The following is a 6016-nucleotide window of genomic DNA, read 5'->3' as shown; positions in this document are numbered from 1 at the left end:
TGGCTCCCCGAACAGGACTCGAACCTGTGACAACTCGATTAACAGTCGAGTGCTCTACCAACTGAGCTATCAGGGAAAGACAATAATTAATTTATCATGAACGTTTGGGAAAGTCAAGCGTGTAAAGCCGCAGCTTTCCCCGGCATTTTCCGCACGAGTATTTACGCACATCCATCTTTCTTTTCCGGTAGTACTCGGTGCCGCAGGCCACGCACTGGAGCTTGTATTTGTAGGGCGCCGGTTCCTTGCGCTGAGGCAGAGCCCGGCAAAATCGCGTCCCGCCCACTTGCTTGAGCAGCAGCTTGAAATCGGCATCCCGGTGCTGGTACCCTCTTTTCTGCAAATGAAGATGATAGTGGCACAGCTCGTGCTTAATGATTTTTTCGACATCGTCCCTGCCGTAGGTCTCCCATTGGTGCCAGCTGATCTCGATATCGTGAGATTTCGTAAAATAGCGCCCGCCCGTGGCACGAAGCCTGCGGTTAAACCGCGCACGGTGGCGAAACGGCCATCCGAACGCCTGCAGAGAAATCTGTTCCACCCACTCCTGAAGCTGCGCGTCGTCCATAGCGAGCCGCTCCTTTCCCCGCTTGGAAACGGTATTTTCCGTATGTTCCCGCGGATAAGTCTCTCTTGAATTTGTACCTAATGAAGGGCTATACTGTCAAGTAGAAAACGAGAACGTGATGCACGAGAGGAGCACCGCCGCTATGCCGACCAGCGTTATGAAATATGCAATCCTGAAACTGAAGGACCAGCTTGAATTTGTCGAAATGCCCGCTACGCACATGTATCAGCTTACGGCCCTGAACGGCCGGCTGCACAAAGAAATCGAGAAGCTGACCGCCCGCAATGTGCCTGAACTGCCGGTCGTTATCGCCGAGTGCGACAACCTGGAACCGGTGGGTACCGCTTATCCGGTAACCGGAGGTCTGGACTATATCAATAAGCTGGAGGCTTCCTTCGCTTCCATTCAGGAATCCGCCTACCCGCTCGTATCGCTCCTCACCGAAATCCGGGCGCTGCAGGCGCAACTGGAGCAATGGTACGAGGAGTATGAGGAAGACCGCCAGTAAATCTCCGCTTAACCGATAAAAAAAGCCTGCAGGACCTGCACGCCGGGCGCTTCTTCCCCATATGCTGTAAGTAGTCAGTCAGGAAGGGGATGGCGTTATGCCGCAATGGCTCTGCAACCAGCTGATGCGAGCGTTCCAGAACAAAAACCCTCGCCAAATTCGTTTACTTAACGACAGCTGGTTTTTTTACCGGACACGGAGATCGCCCGACGAGCTGTCGGGATCCTTTGAAAAAAGCAGGTAGCTCCGCAACAGCGGAATTACCTGCTTTTTTTGTCGCGTCCGGCGCTTCTATGGAAGACGGGCGTCCAGGACGCGGCCGATCTGCTCGTTAATTTTGCCGACGTCCGGCTGGGGAGCGGGGTGATCGGCTAACGTGTACTTGTATTTCAGCTTCAGAATCCGGTAAACGCTCTCGTCGATTCTGCGCTCCGAGAGAACCCCGGTTTCGGCTGCCTGCTTCAGCGCTTTTACGACACGGACCGTATTGTCGAATTCATGACAGACGAGAGCTACGTCCGTACCGGCCTTCACGGCTTGAACGGCCGCCTCGCCGATTCCGTAGCTCTTGACGATGGCGCCCATCGTCAGGTCGTCCGTGAACACGACACCGCCGAAATTCAGCTCTTTGCGCAGCAAATCGGTAATGACCGCCGGAGACAAGGAAGCCGGATACGTGGCATCCAGCTTCGGAAGCAGGATGTGCGCGACCATGACCGCGTCCGCCCCGCTCTGAAAAGCTTTGACGAACGGGACAAGCTCAAAGGAACGCAGACGGCTCGCGTCGTGCTCCACGACAGGCAGCCCGATATGCGAATCGACGGCGGTATCGCCATGTCCCGGGAAATGTTTCACGACGGGGATCACTTTCTGCGCGGCCATAGCTTTCATCATCTCGACGCCGAGGCTGCCGACAAGCTCGGGTGTCGAGCCGAAAGACCGGTCGCCGATCACCGGATTCTTCGGATTGCTGTTGATATCGAGCACCGGAGCGAAATTCGTGTTAAACCCGAGGGAAACCGCTTCCCGGGCGAGAAGGTCCCCGATCTCCGCAGCGAAGCGCAGGTCCTTCGTATTGCCGATTACCCGGCCCGCGGGTACGTCCGTGTATTCGTCCGGCATACGGCTGACGCGTCCGCCTTCCTCGTCCACGCTCAGCATAAGCGGTATTTTGCTGCCTGTGCGGGCATTCTCTTCTTTGAGCGCATTCAGAAGGGCCACCGCCTGGCCCGCGCTTTTTACGTTCGGCTTAAATAAAATAAAGCCGCCGACCTTATACGTATCGATCAGCTGCCGCGCATGCTCGTCCATTACCAAACCGTCGACGCCGCTGATGACCATCTGCCCGATTTTCTGATCCAGCGTCATCCTAGCGATCTGATCTTTCAGCGGATCCTCGACCGTAGGTGTCGGACTGGGCTGAATATCTTTTCCCCCGCTCTGGCTTGTGTCCGGACCCGCCTGCGGTCCCGGCGTGCCGCATCCGGCCGATATAATCAGCAGAACGGCAAGCGCCAGCGTCCCTCCCTTGCGTAACCATGTGTGAAGCATGGACCTTCCCTCCGCTCTGATCGTCTGCCGGATTCCAGCGGCAGCTATCTTTTCTGTTTTTGCCCATTCGGACAAGAGTTATTCCTGCTCTGCCTTGTCGAGATGCCATGAGGCACCGAGAAGCGGCGCGGAATTCATAAGTAAACATGAGTAAAAAGAAAACCTCAAGCTCTTTGGGATCTTGAGGTTCTTTACGGCAGGTTCCGCTTACTGCGGCTGTTTCATGGTCAGGCCCACACGGCCTTTCTTCACGTCTACGTTCAATACCCAGACCGTTACGTTGTCACCGACGGACACCACGTCCATCGGATGCTTCACGAACTTGTCGCTGAGCTGGGAAATATGAACGAGACCGTCGCTTTTGATGCCGATATCGACAAAAGCGCCGAAATCGATCACGTTGCGCACGGTACCCTGAAGCTCCATGCCCGGCTTCAGATCTTCGATCTGCAGGACGTCGGTCCGGAAGATCGGGGTGCCGAGCTCTTCGCGGGGATCGCGGCCCGGACGCTGCAGGCTGTCCAGAATGTCGCGCAGCGTGGGCACGCCGATACCGAGCTTAGGCGCGAGCTCTTCGGGCTCCTGGCGCTGAAGCAGCTCCTTGAGCTGCTGGGAGCCGATCCCGGCAAGCTCGACTCTCAGCTCGGCCAACAGCTTGTCCACCACACCGTAAGTCTCGGGGTGGATCGGCGTGTTGTCGAGCGGGTTGCCGCTTCCGGGTACCCGAAGGAAGCCGATGCACTGCTCGAACGTTTTCGCGCCGAGGCGGGGCACCTTCTGCAGCTCTTTTCGGCTGCCGAATTTCCCGTTCTCCTCGCGGAACTTCACGATATTCTTCGCGATCGTGCTGTTGATTCCGGAGACGTAGGAAAGCAGCGACGGCGATGCCGTGTTCACGTCGACACCGACATGGTTAACCGCGGATTCGACAACCGCTTTGAGGCTCTCGTCGAGATGCTTCTGCGAGACGTCGTGCTGGTACTGGCCGACGCCGATCGCCTTCGGCTCGATTTTGACAAGCTCCGCGAGCGGGTCCTGCAGGCGGCGCGCGATCGAGATGGCGCTGCGCTCCGCGACGTCGAGGTCCGGGAACTCCGTCTGCGCCAGCTTCGAAGCGGAATACACGCTTGCGCCGGCCTCGTTGACGATAAGGTACTGGAGCTTGCGCGATTTGAGCTCGGCGATCAGATCCGCCACGAACTGCTCGGTTTCGCGCGAAGCGGTACCGTTGCCGATGACGATGAGGCCGACATCGTACGTGTCGATCAGGCGCTTGAAAGCGGCCTTCGCTTCGGCGACTTTGTTGTTCGGCGGCGTCGGATACGTCACCGTGACCTCCAGCATTTTGCCCGTCTCATCCACGACGGCCAGCTTGCAGCCGGTCCGGTAAGCCGGGTCGACGCCGAGCACGGTCTGCCCCTTAACGGGCGCCTGGAGCAGCAGATTCCGCAGATTGCCGGCGAAAATCTGGATCGCGTGCGTTTCCGCCCGTTCCGTCAGCTCTCCGCGGACTTCCCGCTCGATGGACGGCGCGATCAGACGCTTGTAGGCGTCTTCCACGGCCGATTGCAGCGCGTCGCGGGTTACGGACGGCCCCTGGATAACCTGGCGGCCGATGAATTCGTGGATCCGCTCCACGGGAACGTCGAGCGCCACTTTCAGCACATCCTCGCGCTCTCCGCGGTTAATCGCCAGCGTGCGGTGCGGCGGCATTTTTTTCAGCGGTTCCTGGTAGCTGTAATACATCTCGTAAACGGACTCTTCTTCCCGCTTCTTCGCTTCCGTACGCAGAATCCCGTTGTCGTGCGTAAACTTGCGGACCCAGGCCCTGATTTTCGCATCGTCCGCGAGCTGCTCGGCGACGATGTCCTGCGCGCCAAGAAGAGCTTCTTCGGCGGTGGCGACGCCTTTGTCTTCGCGGACATACTTCGCGGCTTCTTCCTGGAGCGAGCCTTTCTGAGGCTGCTTCAGGATGAACTTCGCCAGCGGCTCCAGTCCTTTTTCTTTCGCGACACTCGCGCGTGTTTTGCGCTTCTGGCGGTAAGGACGGTACAAGTCCTCCAGCTCCTGGAGCTTTACCGCTTTTTCAATGGAAGCCTGAAGCTCGCCGGTGAGCTTGTCCTGCTCGTCGATAAGACGCAGCACTTCCAGCTTGCGGTCTTCCAGGCTGCGGAGGTAATTCAGCCGCTCCTCGATATCCCGCAGGAAATTCTCGTCGAGTTCTCCCGTCATTTCTTTCCGGTACCGCGCGATAAACGGGATGGTGTTGCCTTCATCCAGCAGATTTACGGTCGTTTGAACCTGTGAAGCCTTGAGCTGAAGCTCGCCGGCGATTTGTTTGACGATCCGGGCCGCCGTAGCCGCCGTTTTTTCCTCGGTCCGTTCATAGCTCTTAGGTGTTTGCTGCTTGTCTGCGTGCTGGACATCCGTGTTTGCCATCGTTATTCCCCCATGCGTTTTGTAGCTTTCATCCGGGCAGATATGTACTTGGCCCGATCTTGTCACCGAAAATCTCCTAACCATGCCGCCTGGCGCGGCTGATCCCGTTTCCGTATCAACCTTTGTAAAAGAAACGAAAAAACGAGGGCTGTTAGGGCCCCTCGCTCCTCATTTCATCGCTAGAAATCAATCAGTCCCACGCTCACCTGCAGCGCTTCGTCCACCTTGCGCATTGATTCTTCATCCAGATGCGTAATTTTGTCGGTCAGCCGCTGTTTGTCGATCGTACGGATCTGTTCCAGCAAAATGACGGAGTCCCGGTCAAAACCGTGCGTTTCCGCATCGATTTCCACGTGCGTCGGTAGCTTCGCTTTCTGAATCTGCGCCGTAATTGCGGCGACGATGACCGTCGGGCTGAAGCGATTGCCGATGTCGTTCTGGATAATCAGCACCGGACGGACGCCGCCCTGTTCGGAACCGACAACCGGTGAAAGATCTGCGAAGTACACATCGCCACGTTTAACAATCAAATTATTACACCCCGCTTACTAAGCGTACCAGCGTATTGTCCGCCTCTTCCTCCGCTTGAAAAGCTTCGTCCGCTATCGTTAGGTTAATTTTGGCCATCTCCATGTAGCCTTTCTGCATGGATTCGCGAAGACTGCGTTTTTTGCGTTCCAGCAAATACAGCTTCATGGCCTGGCGAATAAACTCGCTTCGGTTGGAGTTCTCTTTCTCCACAATGCCGTCGACCTCCTGTAATAGGTTGTCTGGCAAACTGATCATGATCCTCTTCGTGTTATGAGCATTATTCACCGATTTCGCACCCCCAAGAAACATCCGAAAACACTTTACTACCATTATGTCGATGCAGTAGTAAATTTATACTACTCCAGTATATATGCGTGTGGTATATCATTTATGCCATACGCATCGTCAAGCTCCCTTGT

At 56.4% G+C, this 6016-nt stretch carries 7 protein-coding genes and 1 tRNA gene; 2 read left to right on the top strand and 6 right to left on the bottom strand.

From position 1 onward, the window contains the following. Positions 1 to 76: transfer RNA gene (locus tag C4S74_RS22010), tRNA-Asn, on the bottom strand. 18 nt (positions 77 to 94) lie between these two features. Further along, positions 95 to 568, bottom strand: coding sequence for a SprT family protein (locus C4S74_RS22005; RefSeq protein WP_103997485.1), 474 nt, complete (start codon positions 566 to 568; stop codon positions 95 to 97). Positions 569 to 710: 142 nt separating this feature from the next. On the opposite strand from C4S74_RS22005, the gene C4S74_RS22000 reads away from it, so the two are divergent. Beyond that, positions 711 to 1076 (top strand): hydrolase/acyltransferase, encoded by a 366-nt coding sequence (locus C4S74_RS22000; RefSeq protein ID WP_103997484.1) that lies wholly within the window; start codon positions 711 to 713, stop codon positions 1074 to 1076. Positions 1077 to 1173: 97 nt separating this feature from the next. Continuing rightward, positions 1174 to 1320, top strand: coding sequence for a cortex morphogenetic protein CmpA (cmpA, locus tag C4S74_RS21995; protein ID WP_085981306.1), 147 nt, complete (start codon positions 1174 to 1176; stop codon positions 1318 to 1320). Positions 1321 to 1367: 47 nt separating this feature from the next. On the opposite strand, the gene nagZ is transcribed toward cmpA, so the two are convergent. The 4 genes from nagZ to C4S74_RS21975 all read right to left on the bottom strand — a co-directional run bounded on the left by nagZ (position 1368) and on the right by C4S74_RS21975 (position 5882). Next, a complete protein-coding gene (gene nagZ / locus C4S74_RS21990) occupies positions 1368 to 2627 on the bottom strand; it encodes a beta-N-acetylhexosaminidase (RefSeq protein ID WP_103997483.1) in 1260 nt (419 codons plus the stop codon). Positions 2628 to 2834: 207 nt separating this feature from the next. Beyond that, complete coding sequence (locus C4S74_RS21985; RefSeq protein WP_103997482.1) at positions 2835 to 5066, bottom strand: Tex family protein; 2232 nt, start codon at positions 5064 to 5066, stop codon at positions 2835 to 2837. 179 nt (positions 5067 to 5245) lie between these two features. Beyond that, positions 5246 to 5596, bottom strand: a complete 351-nt coding sequence (locus C4S74_RS21980) for a type II toxin-antitoxin system PemK/MazF family toxin (protein ID WP_009675190.1) — start codon at positions 5594 to 5596, stop codon at positions 5246 to 5248. 4 nt (positions 5597 to 5600) lie between these two features. After that, on the bottom strand, positions 5601 to 5882 hold the full coding sequence (locus C4S74_RS21975; RefSeq protein ID WP_036740450.1) for a CopG family ribbon-helix-helix protein: 282 nt from the start codon (positions 5880 to 5882) through the stop codon (positions 5601 to 5603). Positions 5883 to 6016 lie beyond the last annotated feature (134 nt).

The organism is Paenibacillus sp. UNC499MF (assembly GCF_900107975.1).
Classification (GTDB): Bacteria; Bacillota; Bacilli; order Paenibacillales; family NBRC-103111; genus Paenibacillus_F.
The sequence above is the reverse complement of the archived record's forward strand: the minus strand, read 5'-3'. Positions and strand labels throughout refer to the sequence as shown.